The organism is Ruminococcus sp. AF17-1AC (assembly GCF_003461385.1).
Lineage (GTDB): Bacteria > Bacillota > Clostridia > Oscillospirales > Ruminococcaceae > Hominimerdicola > Hominimerdicola aceti.
In genome coordinates this window covers 23193-36827 of record NZ_QTWZ01000001.1, presented here as the reverse complement: position 1 = coordinate 36827, position 13635 = coordinate 23193, and the positions used below count along the sequence as shown (strand labels likewise).

Genomic DNA, 13635 nt, shown 5'->3' with positions numbered 1-13635 from the left:
AGCGCAATTTCTGCTTTGCAGAAATACGACGTCCCGTTTCGAGGAGTTGCGAGGGTTGAATTTGTACAAACCATGTAGGTGAATAAAGGTGGGCGAACTCTGTTCGCCCCTACCGCCATTTGTGGGGTTATCGGGGTTTGTGCAATAATTTTTAGTGGTTATGTTTCGCAATATTGTGTATATGTGTCGTATGGCATTTTGAAACAACGTGCCGAACTTTGTATGGTTATCGCAGGATTGGACAGGCAAACAGGTGCGGGCTGTCGAGGGCGCCAGCCCCTACATGGTTTGTAAAGTGCATAACAAAGTGCAGATAACACAAGTACAAATAAAAAATGCGAAACGAAAACCGTTCCGCATTGGTATCATATCAAATTATTTTTCCGCCGCATATCACCATGTCAGGTGATACCATTACATCAAGGGGGTCGCCGCTGAATAGGGTGAGGTCTGCGTCAAGCCCTGTCTTTATAGAGCCTACTCGGTCGGAAATGCCTGCTATCTCTGCCGCTGTGCAGGTGATAGCTTCAATGCCCTTTTCATAGTCAAGACCGTTCTTTACTGCGATTGCCGCTGACAAGGGCAGATATTCTACCGGCACTTCTGAGTGGTCGGTGCAGATAGCTACCTTTATGCCGTGAGAAGAAAGTATGCCGGCATTGGCTGGGGTCAGATTTGCCATTTCAGGCTTGCATCTGTCGCATATTACAGGACCTATCACACAGCTTGCTTCTTCCTCTGCAAGTTCGTCAGCTATGATATGACCGTCAGTGCAGTGTATAAGCACATAGTCAAGCTCAAATTCTTTCGCTATCCTTATGGCGGTGAAAATATCGTCCGCCCTGTGACAGTGAAAATGCGCCTTGACTTTGCCTCTGAGAACAGGGAGCAGAGCCTCCGACTTCATGTCAAACTCAGGCATATCCTCCTCGCTTCCCATTGCACGCTCGACCGCTTCACCGTATTTCTGCGCCTTTATAAGCGCTTCTCTTATTATTCCTGCTACCGCCATTCGGGTGTAGGGGGCGTCTTCTTTGTCGGAATAGGTGAGCTTAGGGTTTTCACCCATTGAGAATTTCATTCCAACTGTGCCTACAAGCATTTTATCTATTCGCTTGCCATAGGTTTTTACTGCCGCAATACTGCCTGCGACTGGGTTTGCTGAGCCTGGGGATACAAGACAGCAAGTTACGCCTGCTTTTCTTGCAAGCTCAAAGGAATAGTCGATCGGGTTTATGCCGTCAACAATGCGGATATGAGCTGTGCATGGTTCAGATTCCTCGTTGAAATCTTCGCCCTCCATGCCTACGCCGCTTGTGGATAGTCCAAGATGTGTGTGAATGTCGATAAAACCAGGGTAAACTGTTCTGCCGTTGCCGTCTATGTCCTCGGCTGTGACAGCTTCGGGAGAGCCACTTTCTACAGCGGAAATAATGCCGTCTGTTATCTCAACCCAGCCGTTTTCAATAACACGCCTGTCGCTGTCCATGGTCTTTATTTTAACGTTGTAAATTTTCATATGCAGTTTTCACCATTCTTATTTGCCTGTTGAGCCAAATCCGCCTGCGCCACGCTCTGTATCGGAAAGCTCTGTTACTTCCTCTACTTCGGGAGTGAAAACAGGGGTTATCACAAGCTGTGCGATCCTGTCGCCGCTGTTTATGGTGTAGTCCTTGTCTGAACTGTTGTGGAGAGCGCAGATTATCTCACCTCTGTAGTCCCAATCAACAACGCCAACGCAGTTTGCAGGGGCGATGCCGAACTTTGATGCAAGGGAGCTTCTTGCATAGATAAGAAGAACGCAGTTTTTCTCTCCCTGAACCTCGGCTGATATGCCTGTGTGTATTTTCTCGGTTTGACCTGCTTTTATGGTAACAGGTGCATCTGTGCAGGCACAAAGGTCATAGCCTGCGCTAAATTCTGTTTGTCTTGCAGGGATAACTGCATTTTCCTTAAGCTTTTTTATAAGTAATCTCATTTTATAAAACTCCTCTGTAGTATAGGCCATTGGTGGCGTTTTCGGGTTTTGCGCCCCTTTCGCCACTGTAGGCTTTTATTATTTCGTTTATCCTGTGGGCATTCTCCTCATAGAAGTGAAGCTCCATATAGTCGGCATTGTCAAAATCCGTCAGCTTGTCTGCAAGGTACAAAATATCGGAATTTAGTATCTCTGCGCAATCTCTGCCCTTTGGACATCTCACCGGAAACTCTCTGCCTGTGCGGTCAAAAAGCTTGCCCTTGCAGTTTTTACAGCCCATATCGTTTCTTATAGGACAGTTTGCAGTGAGCATAAGGGGAAGTCTGCCGTATGCCACAAAGCCTATCTCAATGGGCTTCTTTAACTTTTCTATCTGCGACGCTTTAAGCTCAAAGGACACTGTGCAGTCTTTTGCACCGAGTTTTTTTATCTCGTCCAATGCGGCTGAGTTGCAAAGATTGAATGAATAGCCTGCGTGAAGCTCAAAGCCAAGGTCATTCGCAATAAGGCAGTGGCCGATATTCATGGCGAGCATTTTTGTTATGCCTGCTTCTTTTGCGGCTGAAAGCTTTTCACATAGGGCTTTCTCGTCGAATGTGAAGCGTGGCATTATTATCATAAGCTTGCTTTTGTCTGACACGATCTTTACCGCTTCTGACGCTATCTCTATTGGCACGCCCACAAGCTCTGCTTTGTCAAGGTCAATACCCTCAAGCTGAGAGAGCTTTGAGAGCATTATGCGGATCTTTTTGTGTTCATAGGCTTTTGGCAGGGAAGGAAGATCGGCAAGTGCTTTGTCGGTAAAATCGGCGGTATGGGTGAAAAAGTCTATACGCTTTTGGTCAAGCTTTTCTACCGCCTGCCGTCTTAGGTCATTAAGTGCGGAAGCTGGATAGGCAAGGTCTTTGCCTATGGCGGCTTCAAGTCCTCCGAACTCGTATATGGTGTCCCCAAGCTTGGAGAGCTGTTTTTTTACATAGTCGCTGTCGCAGGCCTTTTTCAAGGCTTTTTGTGGTATATCGCCGTAAACGGTCACGGTGTTTCCCTCGCTGTCACGGAGAGAAAGCTCCGCCGGAGAACTTTCCTGAAGCTTTATGGTGAAAAAGGCTTTTGTGCGCTTTTCACATCTGCGGTAAAGCTCATGAAGCTCGGGAAGAATTCTGGCGGTGGCGGAAACGTCCTCTTTCTGCCTTGTGCCGAACATTTCTCTGCCTAATCTGCCATTGTAATAGCCGTCTGTAAAGCCCCCGCGGGAAAAGACCGCTTCAAGGGCTTTCAGGTTATAAGGCTTGTTTTCGAGAGAATTTTTACAGCAGTTCACTGCCGCCGCAACATATTCGGGGCGCTTCATTCTGCCCTCTATTTTAAGAGAGGAAACTCCGTCCTTTTCGAGCCTTTGGAGCTTATCAACATAGGACATATCTTTCAGCGAGAGGGCGTAACGCTCCTGCCCCTTTGTTATCTTATCCCCCTGAGCAGGCAGTCTGCAAGCCTGAGCACAAAGTCCCCTGTTGGCACTTCGTGAGCCTATCAACGCACTCATATAGCACTGACCTGACACGGACATACAAAGTGCGCCGTGGACAAAGACCTCTGTTTCGATGCCAAGGGCGGTGAGGTCTTTTATGGTATGCTCGGGAAGCTCTCTTGACAGGACGGTTCTTGAAAAACCGAGGCTTTTAGCTATTTTCACACCGCTTTCGCTGTGGATGGTCATTTGGGTGGAGGCGTGATATTCAAGGTCGGGGCAACATTCACGGCATATTTTCACAAGGGTCAGGTCTTGGGTGATAAGTCCGTCAACACCAATTTCTGCGGCAAACTTGACGGCTTTTTTGCACTCTTCGAGCTGTTCGTCAAAGACAACAGTGTTTATCGCCTGATAGACCTTTACACCTCGCAGGTGACAGAGCCTTACGGCTTCTTTTAGCTGTTCATCTGTGAAATTGGCGGCATTTTGTCTGGCGGAAAATTTCTCTCCCCCAAGATAAACTGCGTCACAGCCGCTTCTAAGGGCGGCTTCGAGAGTTTCAAAAGAACCGCAGGGGGCAAGTATCTCAGCTTTGTGAGCCATTAACGGCTTCCTCCCTCGGGTCTGTAATTCACTGTGCCGACAAAATTGCCGTTGTTAGGCTGATTAGGGTGGACAGGTCTTTCAATAGCGTTCTTTATCTCCTGCGAAAGAAGCTCGTTTGCGTTTATAACTTCGTCCTCAGGCTCTCTTTTTACAACTGTGCGTGCTTCGAGCTGTTCTTCAAGGTCATGGACTTTTGCCTGAAGCTCTCTTATTTCTTTCTGAGCTTCGTCAGCCTGACTTCTTGCTCTGCCTGCGTCGTCAACATAGTCCTTTATCTGGGTGCGGATATTCTCGATATTCTGATTTGCCTTGCTAAGCTCGTCAAGACAATCAAGTGCTGTCAGCACTGCGGCGTCCTGAACGGAAAGGCTCGGGATAGCTTTCATCATGCCTTTTATCTTTGAATTTATCACCAACGCAAGTTTATTGGTATACTCCTGCGACTCTTCGGAAAGCAGATTGTATGTACGGTTGTAAATATTTACTTTAAGCTTGTTTTTCATAGCTTTTGACCTCCCTTTATTTTCTTTGCTGTGAACTTGTATACTTAATTGTATTATACACTACTTTTTGAGAAAAATAAAGAGGGTAAAAAGAAGTTTTTTGTAAATACGCCCTTTGCGGTGGTTTTTGCTTGACATTTTTACAAATATGATATATAATTAATCATAGATTTTCTATAGGATTTATGAAAGGATCTGACGCTGATGAAAATATCCACAAAGGGAAGATATGCACTGAGGCTTATGCTTGACCTTGCTTTACATGAGCAGAGCGGATATGTGCCTATCAAAGTGATCGCTGAAAGACAAGACATCAGCGACAAGTATCTTGAACAGATAATATCCATTCTTGCAAGAGCGGGCTTTGTAAAGAGCGTTCGTGGTGCAGGTGGCGGATACAAGCTGGCAAAGTCGCCTGAGGAATACACTGTGGGAATGATACTTAGGCTCACAGAGGGAAGTCTTGCTCCTGTGGCTTGTCTGGAGGGGGAAGAAAATACCTGCCCGCGTCAGGACAGCTGTTCAACGCTGATGGTATGGAAAAAGCTTTACGGTGCTATAAATGATGTTGTTGACGGCATTACTTTGCAGGACCTTGTAAATCAGGAAAATGCAAGGATAGATGATTACGTTATTTGATATTTTGTAGGGGCGGGCTTTGCTCGCCCGTTTTTTTATGCGTTTTTTGTGCGATCTTAAGCTGTCTGTTTGCAGAATTGAGTGGTCTTGCTTATGACCGCTCTTTTTTTACGCCTTTTTATCTTCTACCTATAGCACAAAAGAAAGCCTATATTACAGCTTGGTTTTGTGCATGATTGATTTTGTCATGTTATTGTAAAATTATTGTGGGATATGGTATTGCTTTGATGCACAAATGTGATGTTCGGATAGGACTTTTGGATTGTGCAAAAGATACAATCTGCGGTGGAAAAAGTGCGAAACTGAGGCATTTGCAAATCATAGTCTGGAGGTATAAAATAAGGATAGAAATTAATTTATCGGAGGAAAATATCATGAGCGAACAGTATGAACTTAATAAAAATCTTGCACAGATGTTAAAGGGCGGCGTTATAATGGACGTTACTACACCTGAGCAGGCTAAGATAGCTGAAGCGGCAGGAGCTTGCGCTGTTATGGCGCTGGAGCGTATCCCTGCTGACATAAGAGCCGCAGGCGGTGTTTCGAGAATGAGCGACCCTAAGATGATAAAGGGTATTCAGGAGGCTGTTTCTATCCCTGTTATGGCAAAGTGCAGGATAGGTCATTTTGCTGAGGCGCAGATACTCGAGGCTATAGAGATAGACTACATTGACGAGAGCGAAGTGCTTTCACCTGCTGACGACAAGTATCACATTGACAAGACGCAGTTCAAGGTGCCGTTCGTATGCGGTGCAAAGGACTTGGGCGAGGCTCTCAGACGAATAAGCGAGGGAGCGTCAATGATAAGAACAAAGGGCGAGCCCGGTACGGGCGATGTTGTTCAGGCTGTTCGCCACATGAGAATGATGATGAGCGAGATAAAAAGACTTACTTCAATGTCAAAGGACGAGCTTTATCAGGCTGCAAAGGACTTGAGAGTTGATTATCAGCTCGTTAAGTATGTTGCTGATAACGGCAGACTTCCTGTTGTAAATTTTGCGGCAGGCGGAGTTGCTACTCCTGCGGACGCTGCTCTTATGATGCAGCTTGGGGCAGAGGGCGTATTCGTAGGCTCAGGTATCTTCAAGTCAGGCGACCCTGAGAAGAGAGCAAGAGCTATCGTTCAGGCTGTGACAAATTACAATGATCCTAAGATGCTGGCTGAGCTTTCTGAAGATCTTGGCGAGGCTATGGTAGGTATCAACGAGCAGGAGATCAAGCTGCTCATGGCAGAGAGAGGCAAGTAATATGAAGATCGGAGTTCTGGCTCTGCAAGGGGCATTTGCGGAACACGAAAAAGCTCTGACGGCTTTAGGAGCAGAGGTAAAAGAGATAAGGCAGCTTCGTGATTTTGATGACGGCTTTGACGGCATCATTATCCCAGGTGGCGAAAGCACTGTTATGGGAAAGCTGTTAAGAGAGCTTGGACTTTTTGAGCCTGTGAGCGAATACATCAAAAATGGCGGATACTGTTTCGGCACTTGTGCAGGGCTTATACTGCTTGCAGAAGAGGTATCCAATGATGACAGAAAGAATTTCTGCACACTGCCTGTGAGGGTAAAAAGAAACGCTTACGGCAGACAGCTTGGAAGCTTTTCATGTAAGGAAGATTTTGCGGGCAGGGAAATAACCCAGGTATTTATAAGAGCTCCTTATATCGAAAAGGTGCTTGATGATGAATGCCAGGTGCTTTCGCAGCACGAGGGCTTCATTACTGGGGTGAGATATAAAAATCAGCTTGCGGCGGCTTTTCACCCTGAGCTTACTGATGACAGGACAGTTCATCAGTATTTTCTTGATATGATAAGCGGAAAATAAAGAATAATGGTGGGCGACCACAAATATTGCATTATATGTCTTTTCTCTGAAAATGGTGTAAAGGCATTGGTGCATTTGTGGGGATATTGCCAGAAACACTAAGTTCTACTGGAAATAACGGGATGCCAAATTTCTGTGAAACAGAAATTGCGCCGTTCTCCTACATGATATGATTTTATCGACAAATGGTAAAAAAATAAATTGGAGTGATAATAATGAGTACAACAGCTCAGGTAAAAAATTCAACAAAGCATATTCAGCTTATTTGTGTGACAGGCCTTTTTGCGGCTATGATATATGTTCTTACGGCATGGCTGCACATTCCTACAGGTGCAGGCTACACACACGCAGGTGACGGACTTATTTATCTTGCGGCTTCAATGCTTCCTACACCTTATGCAATGGCGGCAGGCGCTATCGGAGCAGGTCTTGCAGACGGACTTTCGGGATTTGTGGTATGGCTTCCGGGAACTATCGTTATAAAGGCGATAACTGCTCTTTGCTTTTCAAGAAAGACAGAGAAAATAATCTGCGTGAGAAATCTTCTCGGCATTATCCCTGCACTTGTTATATGCGTGGTATGCTACAGTCTTTATGAGGGAATTTTTATGGCAGGCGGTTTCTCAAAGAGCGCAATAATTTCGGCTTTCGGCCAGACTCCTGCTTACTGCATACAGGTGCTTGCAAGCTCGATACTTTATATAGTGCTTGGTCTTGGTTTTGACAAGGCTGGGCTTAAAAAGAAGTTTTCACATTTGTTTGGATAATTTATTGGCATAAAAGCGTGATAAGCAAAGTGGACGACATCAGGTCGTCCCTACGCATTTTGGCAAAAGAAAAAGGGGCGGAAGTCAAATTCCGTCCCTTTAACGTTATTTTTATGGAGAATGAAGTTACAAGCTATATCTTTGAATAGCCGAAGCTGTTTACCAAAGCGTCGACCTTCTGTCCTGATTTGCACATTGGGCATTCTGATGATGTATATGTCATGTAATCATGAATATCCTTTTCTGTGAAAAGGGCATGGATAGCAATGCCATTGTTCTCTTTGATAGCGGAGAATATGGAAGCTATTCCCACAAGGTTGCCGTTATAGTATTTCAGGCAGTCGATAGCTCTGTTTATGCTTTTTCCTGTAGATGCGGAAGCGATAAGCAGAAGCACCTGCTTGCCCCATATCTTCTTCTGAGTGTTATCTCTGAATATCATCTGATTTACAGCGTTTAGCTCAGGTGTTACTACATTTACGTCTGCACCGCTGTTTATGCCGCTTTCGCCAAGGCTTTCAGCGAGAAAGGCACCGATGATCTCTGTGCCTTCAAGGCATATGATAGTGTCGATATGTGTTGAAACATAGGTGGCTGCCAATGCCTTTGCGGCTTCTTTTGCCATTTTATAACCAGTTTTAAGAGATGTTATATCTACATAATAATTGATATGCGAGTGGTTAGTTGCATAGTGACCCGGTATAACGCCTATCTGTATCTTGCTGTTGCCTGCTGCCTGTATAATTTGCATACGTTCTTCCAAAATAAAGACCTCCTTACAAGTAAAGTGTGAACAGTATGTTGCTATTCGTTATTATATCACATATAGGCAAGAATTTCAATGCTATTTTTGATGAATTTTGCTATATATTTTTGTGACAATACACAATTAATAAACTGATAAATCAAAATTTACAGCGATTTATTTGTAATCCGTGAGGTGTTGTGTATATTGTTGTGTAAACTAATGTATGATTTGTACAAAATTCTGCTTGTAATTTTATTGGGAAATGTGTATAATTGAATGAGGAAAACTTTAAGCAGCTCTGTGATAAAGCTTTGCTGTTGATAAATGGCGTATCGGAGGAGGTCTTTTTATATGAGGACGAGAAAGCTTTTGTCGGGGCTTGGGGCGGCTGTGATGTCGCTTATGATGATAATACCGTGGGCGGTGTATGCGGACAGCCCTCAGGTGGAGGACAGCTCCATTGTGACGGAAAGCTCTGCGGCGGAGGCTATGGCGGAGCAGGGGGTCATCAAGGCGCAGAAAAACTCCACCCAGAACACGGAGACGGACTGGGTGCTTTTCGGCTGTATCGGTGGCGGTGCGGTGGTAGTGCTTATAATGATAGGGCTTATGGCTAAGAAAAAATAATACATATCAGGGCGGCTTGGGCTGCCCTTTTTTTGTTGTTGGTGGTAGATGTAATAAACAGCAGAAACGGACGAACACTGTTTCGCCAAGAATGTCAAACAAGCGGGACGTCGAGGGCGCCGTCCCCTACAAGCAATGTAAATATGCTGTTTGTATGTAGGGGGGCGAATAGTGTGCGTGTGAGATTTTTTTGTTTGCAACTTTATTGGTTATTGCACGTCTTTATAGATGAGGGAAATTCTTATGAGTTTCTTAAAACAACGGCTTTATTTATTGACTTATACTCTTTTTATGGTATAATGTATACATAAAAACAGATAAGAACAAAAGACAACAGGACAGCAAGATAACAAAGAATAATACGCTCATGCTATACCCTTATGGGGAAGGTGGGGCGTTTTATCCGTCCGGCTGCTGTCAGGCGGATTTTTTATGCTGTTTTGGAAAAATCACAAACGGAGGTATTGCAATGACCACGAAAAAAAGGATATGCACTGTTATAATAGTGCTTGTTATCGTTTGCGCAGTGTGTGTGGGAGGTTTTCTCGTATGGAAAAAGACCGGCAAGGGAGGCTCGAAAAGCTCACAGAAGGTATATGTGCAGAAGGTATCGTCGCTTAACACTGTGTCGGACTTCAAGCTTTCTAATTGCTCGTTTTTGGGCGTTGTTGAGGCACAGGAGTCTGTGGACGTAAAGTATGACAGTTCAAAGACGGTGGACGAGATACTTGTCAAGAACGGTGACTCTGTTAAAAAGGGTGACAAGCTTCTTACATATGACGTTGAGGCTATAAACCTTCAGCTTGAGCAGGCTAAGCTTGAGGTGGAAAGGCTTCAGAACGAGATAGTTTCAAACAAGAATCAGATAGCTGAGCTTGAAAAGGCAAAGAAAAACGCCGATCAGGACGCCGCTGTGTCATACACGACCCAGATCCTTTCTTTGCAGAGCGACAATGCCAAGAACGAATATGACATAAAGACTAAAAACGTTGAAATCAAAAAGCTGGAGGCTTCCACAAAGAACGCATATGTCACCGCTTCTATCGACGGAACTGTAAAGAACGTCAAGACGGTGGACAAGCTTCAGCAGGACGGCGGCGACGTTATAATGCAGATAACAGAAGAGGGCGACTACAGAATAAAGGGCAGATTCAACGAGCAGAACAGCAAAGATATCATGCAGGGAGCTTCTGTTATCGTAAAGTCAAGGCTTGATGATTCCACTTGGAAGGGCGAGATAACTTCTGTTGACACAAGTCCGCAGAAAAATTCTGGTGAAGATATGTATATGTACAGCTACGGTTCAAGCGATGAGATGAGCCAGTCTTCAAACTACGCTTTCTATGTTAAGCCTGAGAGCCTTGACGGACTTATGCTCGGTCAGCACGTTCTTATCGAGATTGATAACGGTCAGGACACCGCTATAAACAAAACAGGAATTTGGCTCTATTCCGACTTTATCTGCAAGGACGGCAAGAAGAACTACGTTTGGGCTAAGAACGAAGACGGAAAGATAGAAAAGAGATATGTTGAGATAGGTCAGAAGGACGAGGAGAACGGAGACTGCGAGATAAAGTCAGGTCTTGAAAAGGGCGACTTTATCGCATACCCTGACAAATCTATCGAGGAGGGCATGACGGCTACCACAAATGAGGCTGATGTGTCTGTTCCGCCTAATGACCTTGACCCGAACGACAACACGGACAGTGACGCTGATACCGAGGGCGGCGACAATGACATAGCTTATGACGGAAGTGATGAGGACGGCATGGCTATAAACGAGGATATGTTTGAAAGCATGACTGACGAGGAGATAGAAGAATACTTCAACAAGCTTTACGGTGAAGAGGAAAATGCAGAAAATGCAGACGGTGAGAATGCCGACGCTGCTGATGCTGACGCAGCTTTCGCTGAATAAGGAGGGCTTGCAATGGTATTTGAACTGAAAAATATCTACAAGGATTATTTGCAGGGCAAGGAAGCTGTGCCTGTGCTTAAGGATATTTCCCTTGATGTTTCAGAGGGGGAATATGTGGCGATAATGGGTCCGTCAGGCTCGGGAAAGTCTACGCTCATGAACATTATAGGCTGTCTTGACAAGCAGACAAAGGGAAGCTTTGTTTTTGACGGCTGTGACATTATGCAGGCAAAGGATAGGAAGCTTTCGGAGATAAGAAACAAGAAGATAGGTTTTGTGTTTCAGAACTTTAATCTGCTCCCTAGACAATCAGCACTTGAAAATGTGGAGCTTCCGCTGCTTTATGCGGGGGTAGGCAAAAGAGAAAGACGTCAGAGAGCAAAGGCGGCTCTTGAAAAGGTGGGGCTTGCAGAGAGAATGATGTTCAAGCCTACTCAGCTTTCAGGCGGTCAGAAGCAGAGGGTGGCTATTGCAAGGGCGATAGTCAACAATCCTAAGCTTCTTCTTGCAGACGAACCCACAGGCGCTCTTGACACAAAGTCGGGCGATCAGGTAATGGAGCTTTTCAAGGAGCTTAATGACGACGGTGTTACTATCGTTATGATAACACACGAGCCTGACATTGCAAGATGTGCAAAGAGGATAATGTATATCCGTGATGGCGAGCTTCATGGAGAAAAGGCAGGTGAGCAGGAATGAAGAAGATAATAATAACGCTCCTGTGCATTGCTATTCTCGGTGGAGGAGGATATGCGGGAGCAATGAAATATAAGAAAAATCAAGACAAGAAAACTGTTGTGGCGGTAGTTCCTGTTGACCTTATGGCGGAAAGTGCGGATGCGTATGAGTGGAACAACTCGACGAACATGGACGGGCAGATAGTTTCTGCCAATACTCAGAGAGTTACTCTTGACAACGAGAAGCTTGTTAAAAAGGTGTTTGTGAAAAAGGGCGACACTGTGAAAAAGGGCGACACTATACTTGAATATGACATGACGGTGGTGGAGCTGGAGCTTTCACAGAAAGAAAATCAGGTAAAGGTCTGCGAGCAGAACATCAAAATGGCTGAAAAGGAGCTTGCTAAATACAAGCTTTTAAAGCCTTCTGAGGACGCACCGCAAGAGCCTGACCCTGAGCCGGAGCCTGAACCGGAGCCAGAGCCGGAGCCAACACCGGAGCCTGAGCCTAAGCCGACACCTGAGCCTAAGCCTGTGGAAACCGTGGACGTTGTAAAGGCTTCTTTCCGTACGGAAAATGCAGGCACAAAGGACGATCCTTACATTATAAACTGCAACAGTAACACCAAGGTATCCAGAGCGTTTCTTGAAAGGATAAAGACAACGGGGGCGTATGCGGAGCTTTGCGTTTATGATGATAACTCAAACTTTATATACAAGTGGATAGTCAACCGTGAAACAATGGGCAAAAAGGCTCTTGCAGACTGGACAGTTTCCCAGGGGATAACTGAGGACAAGGAAAGCGGTATGCTTTCACTTGACACTTCTGTGGAGCAGTTCGGCAAGTTCTCTATCGTTGTGCCTGCAGGCTCAGACCGCAGTGATGACAGTGCTGACGACAGCGATGATACTGATGATATCGACAATGGCGGTGATGTGGACATATCTGATAACGGTGATTATGATGATAATGACGCCGGCATAGATGTCACTCCTGCTGACCCGTCACAGACGGGCGATACAAATTCAGGCTCTGAGGACTATATGTACAGCCGTGCAGAGATAAAGAAAATGATATCAGAAAAAGAGGACGAGATAAAGAGCCTGAAGCTTAACCTTAAGTCTGCAAAGCTTGACTACAATGACGCTTTGAAGAAAAAGACAGACGGCAAGGTAGTGGCTACTATCGACGGAGTTGTTAAAAAGATAGGCACTGTAGGCGACGCTGCCGCAGAGGACAATAATTCGGACGATGTTGACGGCAAGGACGATGTGGACATTATGGACAGCAGCATGGACTACAGCGGTGGCAGCTCTGATGATGACGCTTTCGCTATAATCGAGGGCGAGGGCGGAGTTTCCGTTACTTTTAGTGTGGGCGAGCTTAATCTTGACAGAGCGGCTGTGGGAAACACTGTTATGGTGAACTCATACAACACGGGAATGAGCATTGACGCTGAGATAACAAAGATAAGCAGCGAGCCTACGTCATACTCGGCAAACAACTGGGGTGACAATCCTAACAGCTCCACCTACACTGTAGAAGCTAAGCTCAGCGACAGCACGGATTTCAACGTGGGCGACTGGGTAGGCGTTTCATTTGTGAATGACACCACGAACAGTGACAGCGTTTATCTGCCTATACATTATGTAAGGCAGGAAAACGGAAACTACTATATAATGAAAGCCAACAAGGACGGCAGACTTGTGAAAAGCTACATAAAAACAGGCAAGATAATGTATGGCACTAATATCGAGGTCAAGGGCGGACTTTCTATGAAAGACAAGATATGCTTCCCATACGGCAAGGACGTCAAAGAGGGCGTAAGGACAAAGGAGACCGACAAAGTCCTTTCTCCTGAGTATTAAAAAGGGGGCGGATA

General features: G+C 45.4%; 13 protein-coding genes. 8 read left to right on the top strand and 5 right to left on the bottom strand.

Annotated elements, in window-relative coordinates:
* Positions 1–370: 370 nt before the first annotated feature.
* From DWW81_RS00150 to zapA, 4 genes are read right to left on the bottom strand one after another with little or no spacing between them, the layout of a single operon-like run.
* On the bottom strand, positions 371–1519 hold the full coding sequence (locus DWW81_RS00150; protein ID WP_117896574.1) for an amidohydrolase: 1149 nt from the start codon (positions 1517–1519) through the stop codon (positions 371–373).
* Between the two features lie 18 nt (positions 1520–1537).
* A complete protein-coding gene (gene dut / locus DWW81_RS00145) occupies positions 1538–1978 on the bottom strand; it encodes a dUTP diphosphatase (RefSeq protein ID WP_022288698.1) in 441 nt (146 codons plus the stop codon).
* A 1-nt stretch (position 1979) separates the two neighbouring features.
* A complete protein-coding gene (locus DWW81_RS00140) occupies positions 1980–4052 on the bottom strand; it encodes a U32 family peptidase (protein WP_117896573.1) in 2073 nt (690 codons plus the stop codon).
* The gene (gene zapA, locus DWW81_RS00135; RefSeq protein ID WP_117896572.1) at positions 4052–4558 is read right to left on the bottom strand and encodes a cell division protein ZapA; all 507 of its coding nucleotides are present in this window, start codon (positions 4556–4558) and stop codon (positions 4052–4054) included. The genes DWW81_RS00140 and zapA overlap by 1 nt, the downstream gene beginning before the upstream one ends.
* A 204-nt stretch (positions 4559–4762) precedes the next feature.
* On the opposite strand from zapA, the gene DWW81_RS00130 reads away from it, so the two are divergent.
* From DWW81_RS00130 to DWW81_RS00115, 4 genes are all read left to right on the top strand, one after another.
* On the top strand, positions 4763–5197 hold the full coding sequence (locus DWW81_RS00130) for an Rrf2 family transcriptional regulator (protein WP_117896571.1): 435 nt from the start codon (positions 4763–4765) through the stop codon (positions 5195–5197).
* Positions 5198–5568: 371 nt separating this feature from the next.
* Positions 5569–6444 (top strand): pyridoxal 5'-phosphate synthase lyase subunit PdxS, encoded by an 876-nt coding sequence (gene pdxS / locus DWW81_RS00125; protein ID WP_278278267.1) that lies wholly within the window; start codon positions 5569–5571, stop codon positions 6442–6444.
* 1 nt (position 6445) lies between these two features.
* Positions 6446–7015, top strand: a complete 570-nt coding sequence (gene pdxT, locus DWW81_RS00120) for a pyridoxal 5'-phosphate synthase glutaminase subunit PdxT (protein WP_117896569.1) — start codon at positions 6446–6448, stop codon at positions 7013–7015.
* Between the two features lie 215 nt (positions 7016–7230).
* Complete coding sequence (locus DWW81_RS00115; RefSeq protein WP_117896568.1) at positions 7231–7782, top strand: TIGR04002 family protein; 552 nt, start codon at positions 7231–7233, stop codon at positions 7780–7782.
* A gap of 133 nt (positions 7783–7915) precedes the next feature.
* Here DWW81_RS00115 and DWW81_RS00110 read toward each other — a convergent pair whose 3' ends face one another.
* Positions 7916–8545 (bottom strand): orotate phosphoribosyltransferase, encoded by a 630-nt coding sequence (locus tag DWW81_RS00110; RefSeq protein ID WP_242989547.1) that lies wholly within the window; start codon positions 8543–8545, stop codon positions 7916–7918.
* A 336-nt stretch (positions 8546–8881) separates the two neighbouring features.
* On the opposite strand from DWW81_RS00110, the gene DWW81_RS00105 reads away from it, so the two are divergent.
* From DWW81_RS00105 to DWW81_RS00090, 4 genes are all read left to right on the top strand, one after another.
* Positions 8882–9157 carry a hypothetical protein gene (locus DWW81_RS00105; RefSeq protein WP_117896567.1) on the top strand — a complete coding sequence of 92 codons (276 nt, stop codon included), beginning with the start codon at positions 8882–8884 and terminating at the stop codon, positions 9155–9157.
* Between the two features lie 469 nt (positions 9158–9626).
* The gene (locus DWW81_RS00100; RefSeq protein ID WP_181982620.1) at positions 9627–11075 is read left to right on the top strand and encodes an efflux RND transporter periplasmic adaptor subunit; all 1449 of its coding nucleotides are present in this window, start codon (positions 9627–9629) and stop codon (positions 11073–11075) included.
* Positions 11076–11087: 12 nt separating this feature from the next.
* The gene (locus tag DWW81_RS00095; RefSeq protein ID WP_117896565.1) at positions 11088–11774 is read left to right on the top strand and encodes an ABC transporter ATP-binding protein; all 687 of its coding nucleotides are present in this window, start codon (positions 11088–11090) and stop codon (positions 11772–11774) included.
* Positions 11771–13621 carry a biotin/lipoyl-binding protein gene (locus DWW81_RS00090; protein ID WP_117896564.1) on the top strand — a complete coding sequence of 617 codons (1851 nt, stop codon included), beginning with the start codon at positions 11771–11773 and terminating at the stop codon, positions 13619–13621. Before DWW81_RS00095 ends, DWW81_RS00090 begins: the two co-directional genes overlap by 4 nt.
* Positions 13622–13635: the final 14 nt, after the last annotated feature.

Bases quoted from the DNA above. Each gene is read 5' to 3' on its own strand.
- DWW81_RS00140 (WP_117896573.1), bottom strand. From the start codon at position 4,052: ATGGCTCACAAAGCTGAGATACTTGCCCCCTGCGGTTCTTTTGAAACT.
- DWW81_RS00115 (WP_117896568.1), top strand. From the start codon at position 7,231: ATGAGTACAACAGCTCAGGTAAAAAATTCAACAAAGCATATTCAGCTT.
- DWW81_RS00100 (WP_181982620.1), top strand. From the start codon at position 9,627: ATGACCACGAAAAAAAGGATATGCACTGTTATAATAGTGCTTGTTATC.
- DWW81_RS00090 (WP_117896564.1), top strand. From the start codon at position 11,771: ATGAAGAAGATAATAATAACGCTCCTGTGCATTGCTATTCTCGGTGGA.
- DWW81_RS00105 (WP_117896567.1), top strand. From the start codon at position 8,882: ATGAGGACGAGAAAGCTTTTGTCGGGGCTTGGGGCGGCTGTGATGTCG.
- zapA (WP_117896572.1), bottom strand. From the start codon at position 4,558: ATGAAAAACAAGCTTAAAGTAAATATTTACAACCGTACATACAATCTG.
- dut (WP_022288698.1), bottom strand. From the start codon at position 1,978: ATGAGATTACTTATAAAAAAGCTTAAGGAAAATGCAGTTATCCCTGCA.
- DWW81_RS00130 (WP_117896571.1), top strand. From the start codon at position 4,763: ATGAAAATATCCACAAAGGGAAGATATGCACTGAGGCTTATGCTTGAC.
- DWW81_RS00095 (WP_117896565.1), top strand. From the start codon at position 11,088: ATGGTATTTGAACTGAAAAATATCTACAAGGATTATTTGCAGGGCAAG.
- pdxT (WP_117896569.1), top strand. From the start codon at position 6,446: ATGAAGATCGGAGTTCTGGCTCTGCAAGGGGCATTTGCGGAACACGAA.
- DWW81_RS00150 (WP_117896574.1), bottom strand. From the start codon at position 1,519: ATGAAAATTTACAACGTTAAAATAAAGACCATGGACAGCGACAGGCGT.